We start from the raw sequence: 26,242 nt of genomic DNA on the forward strand, positions 1-26,242 counted from the left end.
ACCATAAAAAATTTAAAAATAATTAATTATATAATTTTAAAGGTTTTTTTTATTTTTAAAATAATATTTTCAACTGTAAAACCAAATTTTTGAAATAATTTTTCCGAAGATCCAGAACATCCAAATTTATTTATACCTATTACAATACCCTTTAAACCTACATATTTATACCAAAAATCTTTAGAACCAGCTTCAATAGCTATTCTATTTTTAATATGTTTAGGTAAAATATAATTTTGATATTCTTTTTTTTGTTTATCAAAAGTATCAGTAGATGGCATTGATATTACTCTGACTTTATATTTTAAGAAAGATAATTTTTTATATACTTTAATAGCTAATTCTACTTCTGAACCAGTAGCTATTAATATGATTTGTGGGTTTTTATCTAAACAATCTTTTAAAATATATGCTCCATATGAAATAAATGATATTTGTTTTTTATTTCTTTTTTGCGTAGGTAAGTTCTGTCTTGATAAAATCAAGATAGTTGGTTTATATACATTTTCAATACTAATTTTCCATGATATGGCTGTTTCAATTTTATCACATGGGCGCCAAATACTTATATTAGGAATGAGTCTTAAACTAGATAATTGTTCTATTGGTTGATGTGTTGGGCCATCTTCACCTAAACCAATAGAATCATGAGTATAAATCATTATATTTCTAATTTTCATTAAAGCAGCCATTCTTATAGCATTACGACAATAATCTGAAAAAACTAAAAAAGTAGCTGTATAAGGAATAAAACCCTTATATAAAGAGATTCCATTTGCAATTGCCATCATACCAAATTCTCTTACTCCGTAATAAATATAATTTCCATTTTTAAATTTATTAATTGGTTTAGAATTTTTTAAAATAGTTAAATTACTACTAGATAAGTCTGCAGAACCTCCTATTAATTCTGGTAATAATTTAGAATATTTTTGTAAAATATATTTAGATGATTCTCTTGTTGAGAAATTAGTATTAACATTATTTAATTTATAAATAAATTTATTTATTTCAGTATTCCAATTTTGGGGAAGAAGATTATTAATCCTTCTTTTAAATTCTTTAGCTAAAATAGGAAATTTATGACAATATTTTTTAAACATATTTTCCCATCTAGATTCTTTTATATTACCTATTTTTTTCGCATCCCATTTTTTATAAATGTCTAAAGGAATTTCAAAAGGTTTATAATTCCAATTTAAATTTTTTCTTGTTAAAATAACTTCCTCTTTACCTAAAGGAGCACCATGTGAAATATTTTTTCCTGATTTATTAGGTGAACCAAAAGCAATAATTGTATTACAAATTAATAAAGAAGGTTTTTCTTCTTTTAAAGATTTTGCTTGATTAATAGCTTTTTCTATTTTTTTAAAATTATGTCCATCTATATTTGATATAACATTCCAACCATAAGCTTCAAATCTTTTTTTAGTATTATCACTAAACCATCCTTTAACATTTCCATCTATAGAAATACCATTATTATCGTAAAAAACTATTAATTTTTTTAATTTTAATGTTCCAGCTAAAGAACATACTTCATGAGAAATACCTTCCATTAAACAACCATCACCTAAAAAAACATAGGTATAATGATTAATAATATTATAATTGGATCTGTTAAATTGTGAAGATAATGTTTTTTCAGCTATAGCCATACCAACAGCATTAGCTAATCCCTGACCTAATGGGCCAGTGCTAGTTTCAATATTAGGAGTACATCTAAATTCAGGATGCCCGGGAGTTTTTGAATTTAATTTTCTAAACTTTTTTAAATCAGAAATTGTTAAATTATATCCAGTTAAATGTAATAAACTATAAATTAACATAACACAATGACCATTGGATAATATAAATCTATCACGATTAATCCAGGTTGGATTATTAGGATTATGATTTAAATAATTGCGCCAAAGTACTTCTGCTATATCGGCCATTCCCATTGGGGCTCCAGGATGACCTGATTTAGAATTTTCTATAGCATCTATACTTAAAAATCTAATAGCATTAGCAAGATCTCTTCTAGAAGGCATAATATAAATTACTCCTAAAACTTAAATAAAACATTTTTTTAAAAAAATTATTTATATAAAGAAATATATACGTAAAATATTTTAAAATCTATTTTTATAATTTTAAAATTTTAAAAAAATAAAATTTATTAAAATTTTAATTTTTATATTTATTTTATTTTATTTGAATATATACTAATATAATTAGTTTATTTTTATTAAAAATAAAAGGTTATATTAATGACAGAGTATTTATTTACTTCAGAATCTGTATCAGAAGGACATCCTGATAAAATAGCAGATCAAATTTCTGATGCTATTTTAGATAAAATAATTGAACAAGATATTGATGCACGTGTCGCATGTGAAACATATATTAAAAATAATATAGTATTAATTGGAGGTGAAATAACAACAAAAGCTAAAATTAATATAGAAAAAATAACTAGAAAAACAATCAAAGAAATTGGATACACTAATCCTAATAAAGGATTTGATGCAGATACGTGTACAATACTAAATATTATTAGTAAACAATCGAAAGATATTAATAAAGGTATAACATCTAATTCTGATAAAGCTAATCAAAAAGCAGGAGATCAAGGATTTGTATTTGGTTATGCAAATAATGAAACAGATGTGTTTATGCCTGCTCCTATTATATATGCACATAAATTAATGTATCAACAAGCATCAGTTAGAAAGAAAAAAATTTTATCATGGTTAGAACCAGATGCAAAAAGTCAAATTACTTTTAAATATAAAAATAATCAAATTATTGATATAGATTCTGTAGTTTTATCAACACAAATTTCTAAGCAAATTTCATTTAAAAAATTAGAAGAAGCTATTATGGAAGAAATTATTAAACCTATTTTACCTAAAAAATGGATAAATAAAAAAACAAAATTTTTTATTAATCCTTCTGGGAGTTTTATTACTGGCGGCCCTGTTGGAGATTGCGGCCTAACTGGAAGAAAAATTATTGTAGATACTTATGGGGGTATGGCTAGACACGGAGGAGGAGCATTTTCTGGTAAAGATCCATCAAAAGTAGATAGATCAGCTGCTTATGCTGCTCGTTATATAGCTAAAAATATAGTAGCATCATCTTTAGCTTCACGATGTGAAATCCAAATCTCATATATTATTGGTATTGCTAAACCAATCTCAATAATGATAAATACATTTGGTACTGGAAAAGTATCTGATAAAAAAATAACTGCATTTATTAAAACAATTTTTGATTTAAGACCTTTTCATTTAATAAAAATGTTAGATTTATTAAAACCGATATATAAAAAAACTGCATCTTATGGTCATTTTGGTAGAAATATTTTTTCATGGGAAAAAACAGATAAAATTTTAAAATTTAAAGATTTTTTTAAAATTACTTAAAATAGAAAAAATTATAAAAAATTTTTTAAATTTTTTGTAATCCAATAACTTTTTCATTAAATTTTGTTTTAATTATAATTACACCTTTTGTATTACGCCCAACAATACAAATTTCGGATATATTAATACGTATTAATGTACCCATATTAGTAATTATAATTACTTGATCATTATTTGTTACTTTTAAAGATCCTACTAATTTTCCATTTCTTTTATTAATTTTCATAGATATAATTCCTTTTGTAGCTCTAGATTTTATAGGAAATTTTTGATTATTAGTGCATTTTCCATATCCATTCTCTGTTATGGTAAAAATGTTTTTTTGAAATTTATGATTTAATACTATTAATGAAACTACATAATCTTTTTTTTTATTTGAAAAACTAATACCTTTTACACCTATTGTGTTCCTTCCTATTGATTTAATTTGTGATTCATTAAATTTAACTACTTTACCTAAAGAAGAAAATAACATAATTACATCATTTTTTTTAATAAGAGAGACACCTATTAAAGTATCATTTTTTTTTAATTTTATTGCAATAATTCCATTAGATCTTGGTTTATTAAATTTATTTAAATTTGTTTTTTTTATTTTCCCTTGTGAAGTTGCCATAATTAAATCAGAATAATTTGTATTATTACTTATTACAATAAAAGTATTAATAATTTCATTATTTTTTAAAGGAATAAAATTTATAATAGGTTTTCCTTTTGCATATCTATTAGCTTCAGGTATGTCATATACTTTTAACCAATATAAATATCCTTTATTAGAAAAACATAAAATTTGATCATGAGTATATGCTATTAATATTTTATATATAAAATCATTTTCTTTCAATTTTACAGCTATTTTGCCTCTTCCCCCTCTATGTTGTAAATTATATTCAGTAATTTTTTGATATTTAATATATCCTTGATAAGATAAGGTAATAATAACTTTTTCATGATTAATTAAATCTTTTTTTTGAATTATGGAATTATTATGATTATTTAAAATAATTTCTGTTTTTCTTTGATCTCCAAATTCTTTTTTTACTAAAACTAATTCATCGTATATTACTTTCATTAAGTATTCATAATTTTCAATTATTTTCATTAAATTCGATATTTTATATATTAAATTTTCATATTCTATACATAATTTTTTATGTTCTAAATTTGTTAATTTATTTAATTTTAATTCTAAAATAGCTATAATTTGTGTATAACTAAAATGATAATTTTCATTAAATTTTATTAAATTAGAATTAGTCAAATAAATATTTAATGTTTTTTTCTCCTGTAAATTAAATATTTGGAATATATTTGGAATTTTCCAAGCTTGTAAAGCAATTTTATTTCTTATATTTTCTTCTATTTTAGAAGAACGGATAATTTTAATAATTTCTTTTATATTTAATAAAGCTACTATTAATCCTTCTAAAATATGTGCTTTATTACGTGCTTTATTTATTTCATAATTTGTCCTTCTTATTACTATTTCACGTCTGTGAGAAATAAATGCTTCAATAATACTTTTTAAAGACATTAATGTAGGTTTTCCTTTATATAAAGAAACCATTTTTATACTAAAAGTAGTTTGTAAAGGTGTTAATTTATATAAATTATTTAATAATACATTAATAGATATATCTTTTTTTATTTTAATTAAAATTCTAATTCCGTCTTTATCTGACTCATCTCTTAAAGTTTTAATTCCTTTAATTTTTTTTTCTTTTATTAAATAAGCTATTTTTTCTATTAATTTAGATTTATTTACCTGATAAGGAAGTTCATAAATTATGATTTTTTTGTATTTTTGTTTTTTATCTTTAATAGTTTTAATACGTCCTCTAATAAAAATTTTTCCCTTACCTGTATTATATGCATTTTCAATTTCATCAATACCATAAATAATCCCTGCAGTAGGAAAATCAGGACCAGGAATATAATTCATTAATTCTTTAATATTAATAGTATTATTTTTAATATAAGCTAAGCAGGCATTAATCACTTCATTAATATTATGTGGAGGAATATTAGTTGTCATACCAACTGCTATACCAGATGATCCATTTATTAATAAATTAGGTATTTTTGTAGGCATTATTTCAGGTATTTTCTCTGTACCATCATAATTAGATAAAAAATTTACTGTATTTTTTTCTAAATCACTAATAATTTCTTGAGAAATTTTAGACATTTTTATTTCAGTATAACGCATAGCTGCTGCAGAATCTCCATCAATAGAACCAAAATTACCTTGTCCTTTTATTAATGGATATCTTAATGAAAAATTTTGTGCTAATCTTACAATTGTATCATAAACTGCATTATCTCCATGAGGATGATATTTTCCTATTACATCTCCTACTATTCTTGCTGATTTTTTATAAGATTTATTCCATGTATTTCCTAATATATACATAGCGTATAATATACGTCTATGTACTGGTTTTAATCCATCTCTTACATCTGGCAAGGCTCTCCCTATTATAACTGACATTGCATAATCTAAATAAGAATTTTTTAATTCTTCTTCAATATTAATTAATTTTATTTCTTTAGCAAAAAAATTCATGTAAATAAATATCCTTTTAACTTATGTTTTATAAGTTATAAATTTGTTATTTATGTATTCTAATATATAATTCAAATAATTAAATGTATAAAATCATAAAAATATACACTAATTTATAATATAAATTTCTATAATTTATACTTACTTATGTAATAGAATTTTTTTTATTAAAAAGTAAATTTTTATACTTTATGTTTTAAAATAATATTTTTAAAAAAAATTTAAATATTATAATTTTCTAATTGCTTAATTTTTTTTTTTGCTTGATTAATAACTTCTTTAGGAAGACCAGCTAAAGATGCTACGAATAAACCATAATTTTTATTAATTGATCCATTTTTAATTTTATATAAAAAGACAATAGAATTATTGATTTCGACTGCATCAAAATACATATTTTTTATACTTTTATTTTTAGTTTTTAAGTTTGTTAATTCAATATAATTAGTTGCAAATAAAGTAAGTGATTTAATTTTTTGAGCAATATTTTCTGCACAAGCCCATGCTATAGCTAAACCATCATGAGTAGATGTTCCTCTACCTATTTCATCCATTAATACTAAACTTTTTTTGGTTGCATTTCTTAAAATATTTGCAGTTTCTATCATTTCTACCATAAAAGTAGATAATCCAAACGCAATATTATCTGTAGATCCTATTCTTGTAAATATCCTATCTATAGGACCTATAATAGCTTTATCTGCAGGAATGTAACTACCTATATAAGTCATTAATACAATTAATGCTATTTGTCTCATATAAGTACTTTTTCCACCCATATTAGGACCTGTTATTAATAACATATTGTATTTATCAGTTAATATAACATTATTAGCTATGAAAGATGATTTTATAATATGTTCAACAACAGGATGTCTAGAATTAATTAATGATATTCCTATTTTTTTACTAATTATAGGACATGTATAATTTAAAGTTAGAGATCTTTCAGCTAAATTACATAATACATCTAATTCAGATAAATATAATGATATTTTTTGTAAATTTTTTAAAAAAGGATTAATATAATTAAATAATTTATTATATAAATATTTTTCTAAATTTAAGAGTTTTTCTTTAGATAAAAGAATGTTTTTTTGATATTTTTGTAATTCTGGAATAGTATATCTTTTAAAATTTTTTAAAGTTTGAATTTGAATATATTTATTAGGTAAGTTATTTTTATAACTTTTGTTAATTTGAATATAATACCCATGAATTGTATTATACCCTATTTTTAATTTTTCTATTTTTAATAAATTACGTTCTTGATTTTCTATAAATAATAAATATTTATTTGAATCATTAGATAATTCTCTTAATTTATCTAATTCTGAATTATAGTTAATAGCTATAACATTTCCTTCTTTTAGGGATAAAGCAGGATGTTTCTTTATAGATTTTTCTAATAATTCTTTTAACGGAGATAAAAGTCCTAAATTTAGGATTTTTAATTTTATTTCACAATTATTAATTTTCTGAAAAATTTTATGAATTTTAGGTAAATAATTTAATGTTTGTCTTAAAGACACTAAATCATTAGGTTTTGCAGTTTTTAAAGCTAATCTAGCAATAATTCTTTCAATATCACTAATTTTTAATAATATTTTTTGAAAATCTAAAAAATATTTTTGTAAAACAGAAATATTTTTTTGTCTATTTAAAATGATTTTTATATCACGTGTTGGGTTATTTAACCACCTTTTTAATAAACGGCTTCCCATATTAGTTGTTGTATAGTCTAATATTTTAATTAAAGTATTATTTTTATCACCTGAAATACTATTAATAATTTCTAAATTTTTACGAGTATTTTCATCCATAATAATTTCATTATTATTATTTTTTAAATAAATATTATTGATATGAGGTAAATATACTTTTTGTGTATCTTTAACATATTGGATTAAGCATCCTGCTGCTCTAATAGCTAACAATGATTTTTCAATACCGAAACTTTTTAAATTTTTAGTTTTAAATTGCATATTTAATTGTTGTATTGCGGTATCTATATCAAATTCCCATAATGGTCTACGTCTAAGACAATTTCTTTTTTTTAATAAATCTATACTTTGAAAATTTTCAGAATATAATAATTCTTTTGGATTTGTTCTTTGTAATTCTCCTGCAATTATATTAATATCTTTATTTTCCATAATTCTAAAATCCCCAGAACTAATATTTAATGTAGCATAACCAAATCCCAATTTTATATCTTGATATATTGATCCTAATAAATTATCAATATTATTATTTAATAAAATATCATCACTAACTGTTCCTGGAGTAATAATTCTAACTATTTTTCTATTTAAAATTTTATTTTTAGAAGATATATTTTTTTTTTCTATTTGCTCACAAATAGCTATAGATTCTCCTAATTTAATTAATCTTGATAAATAATTTTGTATACTATTAACTGGTATCCCTGCCATAGGAATCGGCTTTCCATTTAATTTACCTCTTTTAGTTAATACAATATTTAATAATTTTGATGCTTTTTTTGCATCCTCAAAAAACATCTCATAAAAATCTCCTAATCTATAAAATAATAGAATATTAGGATATTGTTTTTTAAATTTGAAATATTGCTTCATCATAGGTGTAGACATATTTAACTACTTTTTAATATTTTTTATTTTAAAAAAAATACTTTACCTAAATAAAATTTTATTTAAAACAAATAAGATAAGAAAAATAATTGATAATTTTAATAGTTTATATAGTAATTATTACTATTAGTTATTTATCATCATTATTTTCATTATTTTCATTATTATTAATAATATTTAATATTATAAAAAATAAATTAATAAAATCTAAATATAACATAAGTGCCCCTAAAATAGCATATCTTCTTAAATTATCTTTATCGTTTATATTTAAACTAATTTGTTTTGCAATACCTTTTAATTTCTGAGTATCATATGCTATTAATAATGTAAAAAAAACTACACCAATATAATTTATTATTGATAATAAAAAATTATTTTGTAACCAAAAATTTATAAATGATGCTATAATTACTCCAAATATCCCCATTAGAATAATATTTCCTAAATAACTTAAATCTTTTTTAGTGAAATATCCCCAAAAACACATAGATAAAAACATTAATGATGTAGTTATAAAAGCTGTAAAAATTGTATTGTTATTATATACAGAAAATATTCCTGCTGTTGTTAATCCTGTTAAAGCGGAATAAAACATAAATAATGTAGTTAATGTTTTACCTGATAATCTATTTAATAGATTAGACATAATCAAAACTAATCCAAATTGTAAAAAACATAATCCTAATAAAAAAAATCTATTATTTAATAAATAATTTATTATTGGTAATGTATTAGTTATATACCAAGCGACAAATGCTGTTAATAATAACCCACAAGACATCCATCCATATACTCTTCTAAAATATGTTTGTATATGATATCTTTTTTTTTTTAAAGTAGTACTTTTTAAATTTTGACATTCCATCATAATTATACCTTTTAAAATTTAATAAAATTTTTTTGAGAAACATTTTAAAAAATATATATAAATTGTATTTATATTATATAATATAATATATAAATTACATAGAAATTAATTTAATTATATATCATATAATGAGTCATATACCGGTTTTATTAAAAGAATCTATTAATAGTTTAAAAATTAAAAGTAATGGAATATATATAGATGCTACTTATGGTTGTGGGGGGCATACAAAGTTAATTTTATCTAAATTAGGAAATTATGGACGAATTTATGCAGTAGATTGTGACATAAAAACAATTTTAAAACATAAAATTATAGATGATAGAATCATCTATCTTAATGATAATTTTTCAAATTTAAAATCTATTTTAAATACTAAAATAGGTAAAATAGATGGAATATTATTTGATTTAGGAATTTCTTCATTTCAATTAAATAATTCCCAAAGAGGTTTTTCTTATATGTCTAATGGACCATTAGATATGCGTATAAATCAAAGAACAAAAGAAACAGCTTTTAATTTATTAAAAAATATAAATGAAAAAAAATTATCTGAAATATTAAAAAAGTATGGTGAAGAAAAATATCATAAAAAAATAGCATATTATATCAAAAAGTATATTATACATAAAAAATTAAATAATACTCAAGATTTATCTAATTTAATATGTTCTATTAATAAAAATAATAAATTTAAACATCCAGCAAAAAGATCTTTTCAAGCAATAAGAATTTTTTTAAATAAAGAGACAAAAGAATTAAAAAAAGCTTTAAAAAACTCATTAAAATTATTAAAAAAAGGAGGTATTTTATCAATTATTAGTTTTCATTCTATAGAAGATAGAATTGTTAAGTATTTTATAAAAAAACATAGTATTTTATATAAAAAAAGTATTTATCATAAATTACCTCTAACTGAAATAGAAATAAATAATTTTTATAAAAAAGAGAAAAAACAATTAAAAATTATTAATAGAATTTTTCCTAGTAAAAAAGAAATTTTTAAAAATCCCAGATCAAGAAGTGCAACATTACGTATTGCAGAAAAAATCTAAAAAAATAACTTATTCTTTTATTTTCAAAAATTTTTTAAATTAAGGATTAAAAGCATTGACATCTTCTTTATTAAGTTTACAAAAACTATTAAATAAATATATAAAAAATAATCTGATTAAAAATATTCTAATAAACAGAATAGTTTTAGATAGTAGAAAAATTAAAGGGAAAAATTGTCTCTTTGTAGCATTGAAAGGACATAAAAATAACGGTAGAAATTTTATTAAAGATGCTATATTAAATGGTGCTATTGCTATATTAGCATATTCAGATAACAAAATATCTTCTTCTAGAATTATTTTTAAAAATAAAATACCTATTATTTATTTATTTAATTTAAATAAATATATTTCATATTTTGCAGGATTATTATATGATCATCCAAGTAAAAAAATACCTGTTATAGGAATTACTGGAACTAATGGGAAAACAAGCATAACTCATTTTCTAATGCAATGGATTAAATTATTAGGAGGTAATCCAGCTGTTTTAAGTACTATTGGTAATGGTTTTAGTAATAAATTAACTCAAACTAAAAATACAACAGATTCTGCAATAAAAATACAATCTACATTAAAAAATTTTGTAAAAAAAAAAGCAAATATTATAATAATGGAAATTTCTTCTCATGGATTAAAACAATATAGAGTATATGATATATTTTTTACTATTGGGATCTTTACAAATTTAACTAGAGATCACTTAGATTATCATCATAATATGAATAATTATGAATTATCCAAATGGAGTTTTTTTTCTACTCATAAGGTAAAAAAAAAAATTATAAATATTGATGATAATATTGGATTTAAATGGTTTAAAAAATTATCTGATGTAATCACAGTTACTACTAAAAAAAAACTATATAAATCTAATATATTTATTTATATAAAAAAAATAACTTATTTATCTGATCAAACAATTATCTTATTTAATTCTAGTTGGGGTAATGGCAAAATAAAAATAAATTTAATAGGTAAATTTAATGTTATAAATATTATTTTAAGTATGGCTGCTTTATTAAGTTTAAATTATCCTTTACAAAAATTGTTAAAAACAGCATCTAAAATAAAACCTGTTAAAGGACGTATGGAAAAAATTTTTTTTAAAAAAAAATATTCTAATATAATAATTGATTATGCTCATAGTCCTGATTCATTAAAAAATATTTTATTAACTATAAGATTAATTACTTATGGTAAAATATGGTGTATTTTTGGTTGTGGAGGTGAAAGAGATATAGGGAAAAGAAAAATAATGGGATATATAGCTACTAAATATGCTGAAAATGTCATTTTAACTACTGATAATCCTAGAACAGAAAATATAAATAATATAATTAAAGATATAAAAAAAGGATGTAATATATCAAGTAATATATATATTATTATTGATAGAATTAAAGCAATTTCTTATGCAATATATAATGCTTCCAAAAAAGATACAATTTTAGTAGCAGGTAAAGGTCATGAAAATTATCAAATTATTGGTAATAAGATTTTAAATTATTCAGATTTTCATACTATCCAAAATATACTAAAAAATAAATATGAATAAATTAATTAGTTTAAAAAAATTATCAAAAATAGTTAATGGAGTATTAATTGGTAATAATATTAAAATATTGAATTTTACTATAAATAGTAAAAAAATTAAAAAAAATTGTATTTTTATTGCTATTCATGGCAAAAAATATGACGGTCATTCTTTTATTACAGAAGCTATTCAAAATGGAGCATTAGCTATATTAGTAAATAAATTTTTTGATATTAATATTTCTCAAATTATAGTATCTGATACTATTTTAGCATTAGGTCAATTAGGTTTATGGAAAAGAACACAATTTAATAATCCTGTAATAGGAATCACAGGATCATCAGGTAAAACTTCAGTAAAAGAAATGACAATATCTATTTTAAAGAAAAAATATAAAATTATTTTTACTAAAAAAAATATGAATAATCATATTGGTATTCCTTTAACGTTATTAAATATGACAAATAAACATCAGTGTGCAGTAATTGAAATAGGAGGAAATCAAATTAATGATATTTCTTATTCTACAAGTTTAGTTAAACCTAATATTGCAATAATTAATAATATATCAGAAGCACATTTAGAAGGATTCAAATCATTAAAAAATATTATTAAATGTAAAATTAGTATTTTTAATTATTTAACAAACAAAGGAACTGCTATTTTTAATTATGATGATATTAATCAAAAAAAAATTTTAAAACATTTAACAAATAATTATAATATTTTAACTTTTTCTTTATATAATAAAAAAACTAATTTTTTTACAAAAAATATAAAAATTTTCTCTCATAAAATTATATTTACTTTAATTTCTCCTATTGGAGAAATATTAATTAAATTATTTTTAATAGGAGGAGGAATTCACAATATTAATAATGCATTAGCATCTGCTGCATTATCTTTTTCTATAGGATGTTCGTTAAAAGAAATTGCTAATGGATTAAAATATTTTAGACCTGTTCCCGGAAGAATGTTTCCAATTATTATTGATAACAATAAATTAATTATTAATGATACATATAATGCAAATCCTAATTCTGTAATTATAGCAATTAATATTCTTCAAAATTTTAAAAGTACTAAAATTTTAATTATTGGAGATATGTTAGAACTAGGAATGTATACAATATACTTTCATAAAAAAATTAAAAATTTAATTTTACAAACTAATATAGATTATATTTTTAGTTTTGGAAAATATAGTAAATATATTACTGAAAATAATATAAATGCAAAACATTTTATAAATAAAACAAAATTAATAAACAAATTATTTTTAATAATAAAAAAATTAAAAAATTATACAATTTTATTTAAAGGATCACGTAATAATAAAATGGAAATATTAATTAATATTTTATTGGAGAAATTAAAATGTTATTAATATTATTTAAATATCTACAATTTTTTTTAAAAAATTTAGATTTATTTTCAATAAATTTTAAAATTCGTTTTATAATGGTTTTTTTTATATCTTTTATAATTACTTTTTTTTTAAGTCCATTTTTTATTAATTATTTTAATAAAAAAAAAATTTCTCAAATTATTCGAAAAAATGGACCTATTACACATTTTACTAAAAACAAAACACCTACCATGGGTGGAATAATATTATTATTAGCAATTATATTATCTGTTATTTTTTGTTCAGATTTAACAAATAAATATATTTTTTATTCATTACTTATAATGATACTATATTCAGTAGTTGGATTTATAGATGATTTTTACAAAATAATTTTAAATAATTCTATAGGATTATCTATTTTTAAAAAATTTTTTTTCCAATCAATATGTACTATTGCAGTAGTATCATTTATTTATCTAAATAATACAGAAAAATTATATATACAATTTAGTATACCTTTTATAAATAAAGTAATTAAATATAATTTGAATTATATTTTATATTTAATTATTTCTTATTTTATAATTGTAGGAATTAGTAATTCTGTAAATTTAACTGATGGATTAGACGGTTTAGTAATAATGCCTATTATTTTTATTTCTTTAGGATTAGCTATATTATGTTATTTTTCAGGAGATATATATCTTTCTAAATATTTTAATTTTATTTATATAAAAAATGCAAAAGAATTAATAATTATATGTTTAGCTATTGTTGGGTCTGGATTAGGATTCTTATGGTATAATACTTATCCTGCCAAAATTTTTATGGGAGATGTAGGATCTTTATCATTAGGTTGTATTATATCTATAATAGCAATTTTAATAAGACAAGAATTTTTATTTCTTATAATGTGTGGAGTATTTATACTAGAATCAATTTCTGTAATAATTCAAGTAATTAAATTTAAATACAACAAAAAACGTTTTTTTCTAATGGCTCCTTTACATCATCATTATGAGTTAAAAGGGATTACAGAACCTTGTATTATTATTAGATTTTGGATTATTTCATTAATATTAGTGTTATTTTCTTTAATTATAATAATATAAAAAATTTAAAAATGAATAAAAAAATACTTATTATTGGATTAGGATTAACAGGTATATCATGTTTAAATTTTCTTTTAAAGAAAAATATTATACCTTCTGTTATGGATACACGTAATTATCCGAAATTTATAAAAAAAATACCATCTTATGTTCCATGTCATTTAGGTTACTTAAAAAAAGACTGGATATTAAATTCACAATTAATAATTTTAAGTCCTGGTATATCAATATTTAATAATCTTTTATTAGAAGCAAAAAAAAAAGGTATTGAAATAATAGGAGATATAGAATTATTCGCTCGTTATAATAAAACTCCTGTAATAGCCATTACGGGGACAAATGGGAAAAGTACTGTCACTAACATGATAGGAAAAATTATGAAAAAAAATAATTTTAATATCAGTGTTGGTGGTAATATAGGTTACCCTGTTTTAGATTTATTATCTTTTACAAGAGATTTTTATATTTTAGAAATATCTAGTTTTCAATTAGAAACAATAAAAAAATTAAATATTTATATTGCTATAATTTTAAACATTTCACAAGACCATATGGATCGATATCCGTTAGGTATGGAACAATATCGTAATTTTAAATTACGTATTTATAAATATGCTTCTATTTGCATATATAATGCAGATAATATTTTATGCTATCCTAAATATTTTGACCAAAAAAAAAAATATATTACTTTTGGAGAATTTTCTGGTAAATATACATTATGTTATTTTAAAAAAAATATTTATTTACAAATCAATAATAAAAAAATTTTAAATTTTAATAAAACAAAATTAATTGGTATCCATAATTATTTAAATGCTCTAGCAGTATTAGCAGTAACAGATGTATTAAAAATTCCTAAAAAAATTTCTTTACAAGAAATAAGTAATTATTTAAATATGGACCATATATTACAAATAATTCATATAGAAAATGGAGTTACTTGGATCAATGATTCAAAATCTACAAATATTAGTAGTACTAAAGCAGCATTAAAATATTTATATAAAAAAAAAAGAATTTGGTTATTATTAGGGGGATATGATAAAAATTGCGAATTATATTTATTAAAAAAATATTTACAAAAAAGAAATAATATTAATGTTTATTGTTTTGGAATATCAAGTAAAAAAATATTATCTTTTTATCCTAAAGCAAAAATAGTAAAAACAATATATCAAGGAATAGAACAAATTATTAAATTAGTTAAAGCTGGAGATGTTGTATTATTATCACCAGCTTGTTCTAGTATTGACCAATTTAAAAATTTTAAACATCGTGGTAAAGAATTTATAAGATTAGTTAAAAAATTTCATAATTCTAAATAATATATTTTTATAAAAAAAATAATATATAATTTTATACATTTTTTATTTATATTAAAAATATTTTAAACATGAAAAAAAAAAAAAAAATTATTATAGTAGCTGGAGGTACAGGAGGTCATATTAATCCAGCTTTAAATATAGCATATAAATTAATAAAAAAAGGATGGGAAGTACGTTGGTTAGGAACTCCATCTAGAATGGAAGCTGAAATTATTCCTAAAAAAAATATACGTATTTATTTAATAAAATTTTCTAGATTTAAAAATAAAAATATTTTTTCAATAATTATTACTATACTTAAATTAATTATATCAACTTATAAAACAATTTTAATTTATAAAAAATATAAACCACATTTAGTTTTAACAATGGGAAGTTATATTTCTGGCCCTAGTGGTTTAGCTGCCTGGTTATGTAATATTCCATTAATAATACATGAACAAAACAGTATTTCTGGAATAACAAATAAAATTTTATCTAAAATAGCAACAATAAAAATGCAAGCATATCCTAATACATTACATAATGCAGTATTAGTAGGAAATCCTATAAGTAATAAAATTATAAAATTATCTTTATATAAAAGATCTTTTATAAAAATTCATAAACCTATCCATTTATTAATTACAGGAGGGAGTCAAGGAGCAGATTTAATAAATAAAATAGGAATAAAATTATCAAAAATTCTAAAAAATAAAATATCTATTTTACATCAAGTTGGAAAAGGTAATTTTAAAAAAATATATTATGAATATAAAAAAAACAAAATTTATAATTTAACTATAAAAGAACATATAGAAAATATAGATAAAGCATATAAATGGGCTGATATTATATTATGTCGATCAGGAGCTATGACTGTAGCTGAAATTACTACAATAGGGTTACCTGCTATTTTTATTCCTTTTGAACATAAAGATAAACAACAATATTTTAATGCAATAAAGTTAAAAAAAATAGGAATTGCCAAAATATATGAAAAACATAATTTAGATATTAATAAAATTGCTAATATTATATTAACTTTAAATAAAAAAAAAATAGCATATATAGCAAAAAGATCATATAATTTAGTAAGAAAAAATTCTATAGAATTAATTTATCAAGAATTAAAAAAAATAAAAATTAATTAATTTAAAATAAAATAAAATTTATAAATATGTTTAATAAAAAAAATTTAAATAAAATACCAAAAATGAATAATATTCATTATATATATTTAATTGGTATTGGCGGTTCTGGAATGGGAGGTATTGCAACAATTCTTGTTAAACAAGGTTATAAAATTAGTGGATCAGATATATCATCTAATTTTATTATAAAAAAATTAAGTTTATTAAATATAAAAATAAACTTACAACATGATGCTAAAAATATTACAAATAATATAGATCTTATTATTATATCTAGTGCTATTAAAAATAATAATCCAGAATTAATTGCAGCTAAAAAATTAAATATTGCTATCATTAGTAGAGGGGAAATGTTAGCAGAATTAATGAGATTTTTTTATGGAATAACTATTACAGGAAGTCATGGTAAAACTACAACTACTGCAATAGTATACAAAATATTTAAATTATTTATGTTAGATCCAACATTTGTTAATGGTGGTTTTTTAAAATTCTCTAAAGAAAATGCTTATTTAGGTTCAAGTAAATATTTTATTGCAGAAGCAGATGAAAGTGATAAATCATTTTTATATTTGAATCCAATAATAAATATTATTACAAATATTGAAAGTGAACATTTAGATTATTATCAAAATAATATTGAAATTTTAAAAAAAACATTTTTAAAATTTTTAAAAAAAATTCCATTTTATGGATGTATTATTATTTGTATAGATAATATTCATAATTATAATTTAATAAAACAAAATAAAAATTTTTTAAAACAAAATATTATTACTTATGGCTTCCATAAGGAAGCTGATTTACAATTATATAATTATCAACAAAATGGATATAAAAGTAGATTTTATTTATTAGAAAAAAAAAAAAAAATATCTTTAGAAATAAATTTAAATATTCCTGGATATCATAATGCTTTAAATTCAATTGCCGCATTTGCTACAGCGTCTTATGTTGGTTTAGACCCTATAATGATTATAGAATTTTTAAAAAAATTTAAAGGTATTGAAAGAAGATTTGATATTTTAGGACATATATTACCTTATCAAAAAATAAAATATAAAAAAAATATAATTATTATTGATGATTATGGTCATCATCCTACTGAAATAAATATAACTATAAATATAGCTCGAAAAATATGGCCAAATAGAAAATTAGTAATGGTTTTTCAGCCTCATCGTTATTCTAGAACTAAAAACTTATTAAACAAATTTGTACAAATATTATCTAAAGTTGATAAATTATTTATTTTAAATACTTATTCTGCAGGAGAAAATATTATTAAAAAAGCAAATAGTGAATTCTTAACTAAGAAAATAAGAGAATTAGGTATAATAAATCCTAAATTTATTAATTTAACAGATTATTATGATATTGCAAATAATATATATTTAAAATTAAAAGGAAATGAAATATTAATTTTTCAAGGAGCGGGTAATATAAATAATATATCATCATTATTAATAAGTAATAATTTTAAAAATTTAAAAAATTAATTTAATAATAATAATTATAGTAAGTTTTAATTAAAAATTATGTCAAAAAAAATAGCTGTTTTATTTGGAGGTAATTCTCCAGAAAGAGAAATTTCTTTAAAATCTGGTAAAACAATTTTAAAAGCTTTAATAAAATCGGGAATTAATGCTATTGGAATAGATCCAATAAATTTCCCATTATTATATCTAAAAAAATATGGGTTTAAAAAAATTTTTATATCTCTACATGGGAAAGGAGGTGAAGATGGAACTATCCAAGGGATATTAGATTATCTTAAAATTCCTTATACTGGAAGTAATTTATTATCTTCAGCAATTACTATGAATAAATATCTTACAAAAATTATATGGAATGAGTATGGATTACCAGTTATTTATCCTCATTATTTATTAAATAAAAAAGATTTTATAAAATCAAATTATCTAAAAATAGAAAAAAAAATCTTAAAATTAAATTTACCTGTTTTTATTAAACCTAATTGTAATGGTTCTAGTTTAGGTAATTCAAAAATTGATCATGTAGATGATCTATTTAATGCGATAGAAAAATCATTTATATATAGTGATGATATTTTAATTGAAAAATATGTAAAAGGAGAAGAATATACAGTAGGAATTTTAAATAAAAAAATTTTACCTCCTATAAAAATAGAATATCCTAATGATTTTTATAACTATCAAGCTAAATATTATTTAAATACAACTAAATACTTTTGCCCTAGTGGATTAAAGAAAAATAAAATAAAAGAATTAGAAAATATTATTTTGCGTGCTTGGAATGCAGTAAAATGTCAAACATGGGGAAGAATAGATGTAATTTTAGATAAAAATAAAGAATTTAAACTTTTAGAGATAAATACCATTCCTGGAATGACGTCAAATAGTTTATATCCATTAGCAGCAAAAAAAATAGGATTATCTTTTTATGATTTAGTTCTAAAAATTTTAAATTTAACTAAATAAAATGTTTTTTTAAAAATTTTTATTTAAAAAATTATTATTATTTAATTTTGATAAATTTTTTAATTTTATTTTTTAAAGTTTTAGAACTTTTTTTTGCAACATTTAATAATAATTTAGTACTATATTTACTTAATGAATTTTTTTTCATAATACGTTTATTATGAATATTATAAGACATAAAATTTTTTTTAAAAAAAAGAGGATTGATTTTAATCTCTATCTTTCTTAAAGAAGGGATAATATTTTTTTTTAAAAAATATAAAATATTAGATTTTTCTGACATAAATCTAATCATGGAACTAGCATTATATGTTTCTATTATTAAAAGATAATTTTTAAAATTTTTTACATTATATAAGTTATGTAACTCTATAGGTAAATTTTTTTTTATAAACTTATCAATTTTTATCAAAAGATTAGTATGTATATATATATTATATAATATTTTTGTATATGATGAATATTTTTTTTTTTGAAAAATTTCATTAATTAGTAGTAATTTATTATTACGCATAAATTTATCCTTTAAATTTTAAAAAAAATTATATATGTTTTTTTTATTTTGTTAAAATAAACATTAAATAATATTTTTAATTATACAAGTATATTTTATTAAGAGTATTGATATGTTAAAAAAAATTTTTACCAAAATTTTTGGTAGTAATAATGATCGTATTTTACGAAATATTCAAAAAACTGTAAATATTATTAATAAAATGGAAACAGAATTTGAAAAATTAACTAATTTTGAATTACAAAATAAAACTTTATATTTTAAAGAACAATTACAAAATAATTTTTCTTTAGAAAATATTTTACCAGAAGCTTTTGCTACAGTTAGGGAAACTAGTAAAAGAATATTTGGTATGCGTCATTTTGATGTGCAATTAATAGGAGGTATTGTTTTAAATAATAATTGTGTAGCTGAAATGAAAACAGGAGAAGGTAAAACATTAACTTCTACATTACCAGCTTATCTTAATGCTCTTAATGGAAAAGGAGTACATATTGTTACTGTTAATGATTATTTAGCACAACGTGACGCTATAAACAATAAAAAATTATTTGAATTTTTAGGATTAACTGTTGGTATTAATATATCATCTATGTCATCAAAAGAAAAAAAAAAGGCTTATAAAGCAGATATTACCTATGGTACTAATAATGAATATGGTTTTGATTTTCTGAAAGATAATATGGTTTTTAATTATACTGATAAAATGCAACGTGGTTTACAATATGCTATTATTGATGAAGTTGATTCAATACTTATTGATGAATCTAGAACTCCTTTAATTATTTCAGGAGCAGCTGAAGATAGTTCAAAACTATATACAAAAATAAACAAAATTATACCGAAATTGATTTATCAATCACAAGAAGATTCTAATTCCTTTCAAGGAAAAGGACATTTTTTTATAGATGAAAAATCTCGTCAAGCATATTTAACTGAAAAAGGTTTAATTTTTTTAGAAAAATTATTGATAGAAAAAAAAATAATAAATCAAAACGAATCTTTATACTCTGGTAATAATATTATTATTTTACATCATATTATTTCTGCTTTAAGAGCACATAAACTTTTTAAAAAAAATGTAGATTATATATTAAAAAATAATAAAATCATAATAGTAGATGAACATACTGGAAGATTAATGGAAGGAAGAAGGTGGTCAGAAGGATTACATCAAGCAATAGAAGCAAAAGAAAATGTAAAAATTAACAATGAAAATCAAACCTTAGCATCTATTACTTTTCAAAACTATTTTAGATTATATAATAAATTATCTGGGATGACAGGAACTGCTATTACTGAATCTTATGAATTTAAAGAAATCTATAAATTAGATACAATAGTTATACCTACTAATAAACCTATGATTAGAAAAGATTTACCAGATTTAATCTATTTAACTAAAAAAGAAAAAATAAAAGCCATAATTAAAGATATTAAAAAAAAAAATTTAAAAGGACAACCTATTTTAGTTGGAACTATTTCGATAAAAAAATCAGAATTAATTTCACAAAAATTAAAAAAAATAGGTATTAAACATAATGTTTTAAATGCAAAATTTCATGCTAGAGAAGCAGAAATTATATCAAAAGCTGGCATGAAATATGCAGTAACAATTGCGACTAATATGGCAGGAAGAGGAACTGATATTGTTCTGGGTGGAAACTTTATTTTAAATAAAAAAGATAATTTAGATAAATTAAAAAAATTAAAAGAACAATGGCAAATAAAACATGAAGAAATTATAAAATTAGGTGGTTTATATGTTATTGGTACTGAACGTCATGAATCTAGGAGAATTGATAATCAGTTAAGAGGACGTTCTGGTAGACAAGGGGATCCAGGTGTTTCAAGATTTTATTTATCAATGGAAGATTCATTAATGCGTATTTTTGCACCTAAAAATATGTTATTTTTAATGCAAAAACTTGGCATGAAAAATAATGATTTTATTGAACATCCCTGGATAACAAAAGCTATTTCTAAAGCACAAAAAAAAGTAGAAAATTATAATTTTGCTATACGTAAACAATTACTTGAGTATGATGATGTGATCAATGATCAACGCTTATCAATATATGCTCAAAGAGATAAATTATTAAAATTATTAAAAACTGAACAAATAATTAAAAATTTTAGAATTGATATATTTACAAAAATAATAAATACCTATATTCAATCTGATAATTATATTAAAGAAAAATGGAATTTAAAAAAAATACAAATTTATTTTTCTAATGTTTTTAATTTAAAACTACCAATTAAAAATTGGATAAATATATATCTAGAAAAAAACAAAAAAAAAATTAATAAAACTTTTTTTTTAAAAAAAATTATTAATTTTTCAGAAAAAGAATATTTTAAAAAAATAAACAATTTAAAAATAAAAAATATAAAAATTTTTGAAAAAAATATTATTTTAAAAATTTTAGATAATTTATGGAAAGAACATCTTGCTGCAATAGAATATTTAAAACAAGGTATTCATTTAAGAGGTTATGCACAACAAGATCCTAAACAAGAATATAAAAAAGAATCTTTTAATATGTTTAATATAATGTTAAATACTTTAAAGAAAGAAGTTATTATTATTTTAAGTAAATTAGAAAAAGAAATAATAATAAACTATGATGAATCTTCAGATATTTTAATAGAAAATACTAAAATTATTAATAATACAAAAAACAATAATTTTATGATTATAAAAAAAAAATCTGATGTTTCATCTCTAAATGAAAAAGATAAATATTTAAATAATATAAATTTTTTTAAAAAAAAAATAGGTAGAAATGAAAAATGTCCTTGTCTTTCAGGTAAAAAATATAAATTTTGTCATGGTTTGATAATTAAATAAATTTAACAATAGAGAATATAAAAAATAAGTTTATTTTTTATACCCTCTATTGTTGTTAACTCTTTATATTATAAAAAAAATCTTTAATATTATTTAAAAATTTTCCTATTTTAGGATTATTTCTATAAATAGAAATATTTTTAAAACTTTTATCTAACTGATATAAAATATTTTTTTGTTCATTATTTAAATTAATTGGAATTTCAACGATTATTTTACATAATAAATCACCAAAATTACTATTTCTTCTAATTGATTTTATACCTTTATTACGTATTCTAAACATTTTACCTGTTTGAGTTCCTTCTGGAATTTTTAATTTTACATAACCATCAAATGTAGGTATTTTTATATCTCCACCTAATATAGCTGTAATAAAATTAATTGGTAATTCACAGTATAAATTATTCCCTTCTCTAATAAAAAGAGGGTGTTTTGTAATTTTAATTTCTATATATAAATCTCCAGATTGAGCTCCATTTTCACCTGATTCTCCTTCACCATTTAATCTAATTCGATCTCCATTATCAATCCCGCTAGGAATTTTTACTGATAAATTTTTATAAATTTTTAATTTACCTTTACCTTTACAATAAAAACAAGGATTTTTAATAAAATTACCTTGACCATGACATCTAGGACATGTTTGTTGAACAGTAAAAAAACCCTGACTCATTTGGATTTGTCCATATCCATTACATGTATGACATTTTTGTAATGCTCCTTGGGCACCTGTCCCATTACAATAATTACAATTTTTTAAAACAGGAATTTTTATTTTTTTAGTTGTTCCTTTAATTGCTTCTTCTAAAGAAATTTCAATTAAATATTTTACATCAGAACCTTTTCTAGATTTTTTTTTAGATCTAGAATTTCCTCCAAAAATATCTCCAAAAACATCACCAAAAATATCACTAAAATCAGTTGTATTATTTATGTTTTCTTGTTCAAAAGCAGAATGTCCATACTGATCATAAGCTGCTCTTTTTTTTTCATTACTTAAAATTTCATAAGCTTCTTTTATTTCTTTAAACTTATTTTCAGCATTTTTATTTCCGGGATTACGATCTGGGTGAAATTTAATAGCTAACCGTTTATATGCTCTTTTAATTTCACGATCTGCAGCATTCCTAGTAATACCTAAAATATCATAATAATCTTTTTTTGCCATAATAAATTACTGTCCTAATCTAATCCCATAATTTTATTAATACAAATTATTTTATTTATAAAATATAAACAGTTTTAATAACATAATTTAATTATTCATTTATATAATTATTAAAAAATTATTTTTTTTTATCTTTAACTTCTTCAAATTCAGCATCAACAACTTCGTTTTCTTGATTATCATTTTTAATATTATTATCTTTATTTTCTTTATTATTTTGATTATTAGTTAAATTCATTATTTTACTAGATACTTCAATTAATTTTTGTATTTTTATTCTTATATCATTTTTATCTTCTTTTTTGAGAGTTTCATTTAATTCATTAATAGAATTTTGTATTAAAACTTTATCTTCTTTATTAACTTGATTATCTACTTCTTTTAGTTTCTTCTCGGTATTATGAATAAGTTGGTCACCTTCATTACGTATTTTTACTAATTCTTCAAAAAGACGATCAGATTCAGTATTAGCTTCTGCATCTCTTATCATTTTTTCTACTTCATTTTTATCTAAACCAGATGATGCTTGTATTGTTATTTTTTGTTCTTGACCACTTTTTTTATCTTTTGCAGAAACATGTAAAATTCCATCTGCATCTATATCAAATGTTACCTCAATTTGAGGAATACCTCTTGGAGCAGGACTAATTCCATCTAAATTAAATTGACCTAAAGATTTATTATCACTTGCTCTTTTTCGTTCCCCTTGTAAAACATGAATTGTAACCGAAGATTGATTATTTTCAGCTGTTGAAAAAATTTGACTATGTTTAGTTGGAATAGTTGTATTTTTGTTTATTAATGTAGTCATTACTCCTCCAATAGTTTCAATACCTAAAGATAAAGGAGTTACATCTAATAATAATACATCTTTAACATCTCCGGCTAATACTCCACCTTGTACTGCAGCTCCTATTGCTACTGCTTCATCAGGATTAATATCCTTTCTTGGTTTTTTTCCAAAAAATGATGATACTTTATTTTGAACCATAGGCATACGAGTTTGCCCACCTACTAAAATAACATCATTAATATCAGAAGAAGATAAATTAGCATCTTTTAAAGCCATTTTTAATGGTTTTATTGATTGATCAATTAAATCTTCTACTAGAGATTCTAATTTTGCTCTTGTTAATTTAATATTTAAATGTTTAGGACCGGTAGAATTAGCTGTAATATAAGGTAAATTTATATCTGTCTGTTGTGCTGAAGATAATTCAATTTTTGCTTTTTCTGCAGATTCTTTTAATCTTTGCATTGCTAATGGATCATTTTTTAAATCTATTCCTTGGTCCTTTTTAAATTCTTTTACTAAATAGTTTATGATACGACTATCAAAATCTTCACCCCCTAAATGGGTATCTCCATTGGTAGATAATACTTCAAAAGTTTTTTCACCATCTACGTCATCAATTTCAATTATAGAAATATCAAAAGTCCCTCCTCCTAAATCATATACAGCAATTATTCTACTTCCTTTACCTTTATCTAAACCATAAGCTAATGCAGCTGCTGTAGGTTCATTTATAATCCTTTTAACTTCTAATCCTGCTATTCTACCAGCATCTTTAGTAGCTTGACGTTGAGCATCATTAAAATAAGCAGGTACTGTAATAACGGCTTCATTTATTTGAATACCTAAAAAATCTTCAGCTGTTTTTTTCATTTTTTTTAAAATTTCAGCTGAAATTTGTGGTGGAGCTATTTTTTTTCCTTTAATATCTATCCATGCATCACCATTATCAGATTTTATAATTTTATACGGCATTATTTTTATATCACGCTGTACTTCTTTATCATCAAATCTTCTACCAATTAATCTTTTTATAGCAAAAAGAGTATTTTTAGGATTTGTAACAGCTTGACGTTTTGCAGGTTGACCTACTAAAATTTCACCATCTTGTGTATATGCAACAACTGAAGGTGTGGTTCTTTCACCTTCAGAATTTTCTAAAACACGTGGTTTATTACCATCAATAATTGCCACACAAGAATTAGTTGTACCTAAATCAATACCAATTATTTTACCCATATTAATTACTTACCCTTATTTTATATATAAATTAATTAATTTTTAAAATATAAACATTATTAAAATAAATTTTAATAATTTATTTTATATAAAAAAATCCCTAATGAAGGGGAAATGGGGCCACATATTAATGCATCAAGGGGGAAGTCTATTTTTTTTTTTTAAATATAAAAATTTTTATCTATTTTAATATAAATTATTATTTTTTTTAAAAAATGTTATATATTAATTGTA

Annotated in this window: 16 protein-coding genes and 1 pseudogene; 10 read left to right on the plus strand and 7 right to left on the minus strand. The window is 20.9% G+C overall.

Annotation, left to right across the window (positions count from 1 at the left end):
* Window positions 1-26 precede the first annotated feature (26 nt).
* A complete protein-coding gene (tkt, locus tag GJU03_RS00655; RefSeq protein ID WP_168918779.1) occupies window positions 27-2,033 on the minus strand; it encodes a transketolase in 2,007 nt (668 codons plus the stop codon).
* Window positions 2,034-2,252: 219 nt separating this feature from the next.
* Between tkt and metK the strand changes: the two genes are divergently transcribed.
* Complete coding sequence (gene metK, locus GJU03_RS00660; protein WP_168918780.1) at window positions 2,253-3,410, plus strand: methionine adenosyltransferase; 1,158 nt, start codon at window positions 2,253-2,255, stop codon at window positions 3,408-3,410.
* A 25-nt stretch (window positions 3,411-3,435) separates the two neighbouring features.
* Here metK and gyrA read toward each other — a convergent pair whose 3' ends face one another.
* The 3 genes and pseudogenes from gyrA to GJU03_RS00675 form a co-directional block, all read right to left on the minus strand.
* Window positions 3,436-5,976: a DNA gyrase subunit A gene (gyrA, locus tag GJU03_RS00665; RefSeq protein ID WP_168918781.1), complete on the minus strand. Its 2,541-nt coding sequence runs from the start codon at window positions 5,974-5,976 to the stop codon at window positions 3,436-3,438.
* Window positions 5,977-6,209: 233 nt separating this feature from the next.
* A pseudogene (gene mutS, locus GJU03_RS00670) lies at window positions 6,210-8,588 on the minus strand (DNA mismatch repair protein MutS); the annotation flags it as partial.
* 130 nt (window positions 8,589-8,718) lie between these two features.
* A complete protein-coding gene (locus tag GJU03_RS00675) occupies window positions 8,719-9,456 on the minus strand; it encodes a Bax inhibitor-1/YccA family protein (protein ID WP_168918783.1) in 738 nt (245 codons plus the stop codon).
* A gap of 131 nt (window positions 9,457-9,587) precedes the next feature.
* Between GJU03_RS00675 and rsmH the strand changes: the two genes are divergently transcribed.
* From rsmH to GJU03_RS00715, 8 genes are all read left to right on the plus strand, one after another.
* The gene (gene rsmH, locus GJU03_RS00680) at window positions 9,588-10,514 is read left to right on the plus strand and encodes a 16S rRNA (cytosine(1402)-N(4))-methyltransferase RsmH (protein WP_211080480.1); all 927 of its coding nucleotides are present in this window, start codon (window positions 9,588-9,590) and stop codon (window positions 10,512-10,514) included.
* Window positions 10,515-10,569: 55 nt separating this feature from the next.
* A complete protein-coding gene (gene murE, locus GJU03_RS00685; RefSeq protein WP_168918784.1) occupies window positions 10,570-12,072 on the plus strand; it encodes a UDP-N-acetylmuramoyl-L-alanyl-D-glutamate--2,6-diaminopimelate ligase in 1,503 nt (500 codons plus the stop codon).
* The gene (locus GJU03_RS00690) at window positions 12,065-13,438 is read left to right on the plus strand and encodes a UDP-N-acetylmuramoyl-tripeptide--D-alanyl-D-alanine ligase (protein WP_168918785.1); all 1,374 of its coding nucleotides are present in this window, start codon (window positions 12,065-12,067) and stop codon (window positions 13,436-13,438) included. Before murE ends, GJU03_RS00690 begins: the two co-directional genes overlap by 8 nt.
* Window positions 13,429-14,514, plus strand: coding sequence for a phospho-N-acetylmuramoyl-pentapeptide-transferase (gene mraY / locus GJU03_RS00695; RefSeq protein WP_168918786.1), 1,086 nt, complete (start codon window positions 13,429-13,431; stop codon window positions 14,512-14,514). The genes GJU03_RS00690 and mraY overlap by 10 nt, the downstream gene beginning before the upstream one ends.
* An 11-nt stretch (window positions 14,515-14,525) precedes the next feature.
* Window positions 14,526-15,842 (plus strand): UDP-N-acetylmuramoyl-L-alanine--D-glutamate ligase, encoded by a 1,317-nt coding sequence (gene murD / locus GJU03_RS00700; protein ID WP_168918787.1) that lies wholly within the window; start codon window positions 14,526-14,528, stop codon window positions 15,840-15,842.
* Between the two features lie 68 nt (window positions 15,843-15,910).
* Window positions 15,911-16,975, plus strand: a complete 1,065-nt coding sequence (gene murG, locus GJU03_RS00705) for an undecaprenyldiphospho-muramoylpentapeptide beta-N-acetylglucosaminyltransferase (RefSeq protein ID WP_168918788.1) — start codon at window positions 15,911-15,913, stop codon at window positions 16,973-16,975.
* 26 nt (window positions 16,976-17,001) lie between these two features.
* Window positions 17,002-18,474, plus strand: coding sequence for a UDP-N-acetylmuramate--L-alanine ligase (gene murC, locus GJU03_RS00710; RefSeq protein ID WP_168918789.1), 1,473 nt, complete (start codon window positions 17,002-17,004; stop codon window positions 18,472-18,474).
* Between the two features lie 39 nt (window positions 18,475-18,513).
* Complete coding sequence (locus GJU03_RS00715) at window positions 18,514-19,437, plus strand: D-alanine--D-alanine ligase (protein WP_168918790.1); 924 nt, start codon at window positions 18,514-18,516, stop codon at window positions 19,435-19,437.
* Window positions 19,438-19,474: 37 nt separating this feature from the next.
* Here GJU03_RS00715 and GJU03_RS00720 read toward each other — a convergent pair whose 3' ends face one another.
* Window positions 19,475-19,951, minus strand: a complete 477-nt coding sequence (locus GJU03_RS00720) for a hypothetical protein (protein ID WP_168918791.1) — start codon at window positions 19,949-19,951, stop codon at window positions 19,475-19,477.
* Between the two features lie 112 nt (window positions 19,952-20,063).
* On the opposite strand from GJU03_RS00720, the gene secA reads away from it, so the two are divergent.
* Complete coding sequence (gene secA / locus GJU03_RS00725; RefSeq protein WP_168918792.1) at window positions 20,064-22,805, plus strand: preprotein translocase subunit SecA; 2,742 nt, start codon at window positions 20,064-20,066, stop codon at window positions 22,803-22,805.
* Window positions 22,806-22,860: 55 nt separating this feature from the next.
* Here the strand turns inward: secA and dnaJ are convergent, their stop codons facing one another.
* On the minus strand, window positions 22,861-23,976 hold the full coding sequence (gene dnaJ, locus GJU03_RS00730) for a molecular chaperone DnaJ (RefSeq protein ID WP_168918793.1): 1,116 nt from the start codon (window positions 23,974-23,976) through the stop codon (window positions 22,861-22,863).
* A gap of 118 nt (window positions 23,977-24,094) precedes the next feature.
* Entirely contained in the window at window positions 24,095-26,008 is a 1,914-nt protein-coding gene (dnaK, locus tag GJU03_RS00735) for a molecular chaperone DnaK (RefSeq protein WP_168918794.1), read from the minus strand.
* Window positions 26,009-26,242 lie beyond the last annotated feature (234 nt).

The organism is Enterobacteriaceae endosymbiont of Donacia bicoloricornis, assembly GCF_012567955.1.
Taxonomy (GTDB): Bacteria; Pseudomonadota; Gammaproteobacteria; order Enterobacterales; family Enterobacteriaceae.